This window comes from Ferrovum myxofaciens (assembly GCF_000735045.1).
Lineage (GTDB): Bacteria > Pseudomonadota > Gammaproteobacteria > Burkholderiales > Ferrovaceae > Ferrovum > Ferrovum myxofaciens.
The window spans coordinates 1-253 of the sequence record NZ_JPOQ01000496.1 but is presented as its reverse complement, the minus strand read 5'-3'; the positions used below and the strand labels follow the sequence as shown (position 1 = coordinate 253).

Sequence of the window (253 nt, the reverse complement as noted above, 5' to 3'; positions counted from 1 at the left end):
GACTACGCCACGCGGGAAGAATTGGCCGCTTGCCTGGATCACCTGCTCGACAGCGCCGGAGCTCCCACTCTGATGAGCCCGAGCCTCAAACATACCTTGTGCGAACGAGCCGGGGGAAACTATCGGCTCCTGACCAACCTGGCTGCACAACTCCTGGCTGTGGCCGCACAACGCCAACTACCCGTACTGGATGACAAACTCTACCTGGAGGTGTTTGCCTCCCCCAATTCCACCACCCACTCAACCCGGCGCA

Annotated in this window: 1 pseudogene; it reads left to right on the top strand. The window is 60.9% G+C overall.

Annotated features, from left to right (window positions below):
* Positions 1-253 (top strand): annotated as a pseudogene (locus tag IV91_RS18760) (hypothetical protein); the annotation flags it as partial.